Origin of the sequence: Candidatus Ruminimicrobium bovinum, assembly GCF_902760015.1 — a bacterium.
In the GTDB taxonomy this organism is placed as follows: domain Bacteria; phylum Elusimicrobiota; class Endomicrobiia; order Endomicrobiales; family Endomicrobiaceae; genus Ruminimicrobium; species Ruminimicrobium bovinum.
Genome location: NZ_CACWEU010000040.1, coordinates 1 through 2,870 on the forward strand (window position 1 = coordinate 1; position 2,870 = coordinate 2,870).

The window sequence follows — 2,870 nt, forward strand, 5'->3', positions numbered from 1 at the left end:
ACTTTCCACAAGAGAAGTTATAGAAAGTTTAAAACAAACCGGAGCCGAAATTGTTGCCGTATGTTCATTGGTTGACAGAAGTGCGGGTAAAGTGGATTTCGGTGTTCCGAGATTTTCTTTGTTAAGTTTGGAAGTTAAAAGTTATAAACCTGAAGAATGTCCGTTATGTAAAAACGGTTCAAAACCTATAAAACCGGGAAGCAGAAAATAAATATTCATGCTTAAACAATTAACGGATAAAATTTTAAATCAAAATTATCATATAACAAAACAGGAAGCATTATCTCTTATAAATACGGATTTGCAAGAGTTTTCTTTTGTTGCCGAAAAAATAAAACAAAAATTTTGCGGTAATAAATTTGATATGTGCTCGATAGTCAGCGGCAAAAGCGGTAAATGCGGTGAAAATTGTAAGTTTTGTGCACAATCATCGCATTATAAAACAAGTATAAAAGAGTATCCTTTGCTTGATAGCCAAAATATATTTAAAGAAGCAAAACATAATGCCGATAAAAAAGTTAAAAGGTTTTCTGTTGTTACATCAGGCAAAAAACTTACCGACCAAGAAATAGATTCCGTTTGTCAAACTTATAAAAATATAAAAAATAAATGTGATATTTTGTTATGTGCTTCAATGGGACTTTTGACTTATGAACAACTTGTAAAATTAAAACAGGCGGGTGTTACAAGGTATCATTGCAATTTGGAAACATCAAGAAACTTTTTTCCAAATATCTGCACCACACATACTTATGACGATAAAATAAAAACGATAAACGCGGCAAAAAAAGCCGGGCTTGAAATTTGCAGCGGCGGAATTTTCGGATTGGGGGAAACATTTGAAGACAGAATAGATATGTTTTTTGAATTATATAACCTCGGCATAAAATCCGTTCCCGTAAATGTGTTAAACCCCATAAAAGGAACACCGTTTGAAAATAATAAAATTTTAACTCAAGAAGAAATTAACAGAACCGTAGCGATAGCAAGGTTTGTTTTACCGGATGCATTTATTCGCCTTGCCGGCGGTCGGCTTTTGTTTAAAGATAAAGGTGTATCAATGTTTTCTTCAGGGGCAAATGCTACAATTACCGGTGATATGCTTACGACAGCAGGTACTTCAATAGATGAAGATTTTGATACAATAAAAAAACTGTCATTCAATCCTTTTTAGGTTTTAATACATTTCCTTTTGTTATCGCTTTCTTAATTTGTATTTAAAATTTGCTAAGCGAATTTTATATTGATAAAATAAAAAGATATTTAAAATTAATTTTCGGAGAACAATATGTTAGAACTAAAAAATATTTCTTTTGATGTTACCGTAAACGGACAAAAAAAAGAAATATTAAAAGATATTGATATAAAAATTGGTAATAATAAATTTGTGGCCGTTACCGGACCTAACGGTAGCGGTAAATCCACACTTGCAAAAATAATAGCCGGAATAATATTGCCGACGAAAGGTCAAGTGTTTTTTGCCGGAAACGATATTACAAATACAAGCATAACCGACAGGGCAAAAGCAGGAATAGGATATGCTTTCCAACAACCTGTAAAATTCAAGGGCCTTCAAGTTTATGATTTGTTAAAAATTGCATCAAATAATAACTTGAAAACAGAACAGGCATGCGAATATTTATCCAAAGTAGGTTTATGTGCCGGTAAATATGTAGGAAGAGAAATAGATGCTTCTTTGTCGGGAGGAGAACTTAAAAGAATTGAAATTGCGACAATTCTTGCAAAACAACCTAAACTTTCCGTTTTTGATGAACCGGAGGCCGGTATTGATTTATGGAGTTTTCAAAATTTAATAAAAGTATTTAATTTGATGAGAAAAAATATTAACGACGGAACGATTATTGTTATTTCTCATCAGGAAAGAATTTTAAGTATAGCGGATGAAATTATTGTAGTTGCAGACGGTAAAGTGACAATGAGGGGAACAAAAGACGAAATTCTACCTGATATTTTAGGAACGGAATCCGTAACAAAAACTTGTGAAAAATTAAGTTAGGAGCATTAAATATATGGAAATGGATGAAATACAAAAAAGATTAATAGCCGAAGTTGCCGGTTTGCATGATGTTCCTATGGGAGCATATAATTTTAGAGCAAACGGAAAACTTGCAGGAAGAAATACAACCGCCAATATTGACATACAAACAAAAACCGAAGGTAGCGGGATAGATATAAAAATAAAAGATAATACAAAAAACGAAAGTGTTCATATTCCGGTGGTTTTAAGTAACAGCGGATATAAAGAAACGGTATATAATGATTTCTATATAGGTGAAAACTGTGATGTGGTTATAGTTGCAGGGTGCGGTATAGATAATTGCGGTAAACAAGATTCGCAACATGACGGAATACACAGGTTTTATGTCGGTAAAAATTCCAAAGTAAAATATATTGAAAAACATTTCGGTTCGGGAAAAGGAATGGGGAAAAGAATATTGAATCCCGGAACGGAAGTTTATATGCAGGATAACAGCTTTATGGAAATGGAAATGGTGCAAATTAAGGGAGTAGATAACACTAACAGACAAACAACGGCTAATCTTAAAAAGGGTGCAAAACTTGTGATAAGAGAACGACTTTTAACTCACGGCAATCAACAGGCCGTAAGCGGTTACACCGTTACTTTGGACGGTGAAGGTTCAACGGCGGATATAGTATCAAGATCGGTGGCAAAAGAAAAATCTTATCAAAAATTTGAAGTTAAACTTACCGGCAACAATCGTTGCAGCGGTCATACCGAATGTGATTCCATAATTATGGATGAAGGTAAAATATTGGCAATTCCGTCACTTGAAGCAAATAATATAGATGCCGCATTAATTCACGAAGCGGCTATCGGTAAAATTGCG

3 protein-coding genes and 1 pseudogene are annotated in these 2,870 nt (G+C 33.7%); all 4 read left to right on the top strand.

From position 1 onward, the window contains the following. Positions 1-211 (top strand): annotated as a pseudogene (locus ACMUOV_RS01340) (orotate phosphoribosyltransferase); the annotation flags it as partial. Between the two features lie 6 nt (positions 212-217). Beyond that, positions 218-1,174, top strand: coding sequence for a biotin synthase BioB (bioB, locus tag ACMUOV_RS01345; RefSeq protein WP_413853042.1), 957 nt, complete (start codon positions 218-220; stop codon positions 1,172-1,174). A 114-nt stretch (positions 1,175-1,288) separates the two neighbouring features. Further along, positions 1,289-2,017 carry an ABC transporter ATP-binding protein gene (locus ACMUOV_RS01350; RefSeq protein WP_413853044.1) on the top strand — a complete coding sequence of 243 codons (729 nt, stop codon included), beginning with the start codon at positions 1,289-1,291 and terminating at the stop codon, positions 2,015-2,017. A gap of 19 nt (positions 2,018-2,036) precedes the next feature. Next, the coding region (locus ACMUOV_RS01355; protein ID WP_413853046.1) for a SufB/SufD family protein at positions 2,037-2,870 on the top strand (834 nt) is incomplete at its 3' end.

Coding starts and splice junctions, on each gene's coding strand:
- ACMUOV_RS01350 (WP_413853044.1), top strand. CDS start 1,289: ATGTTAGAACTAAAAAATATTTCTTTTGATGTTACCGTAAACGGACAA.
- bioB (WP_413853042.1), top strand. CDS start 218: ATGCTTAAACAATTAACGGATAAAATTTTAAATCAAAATTATCATATA.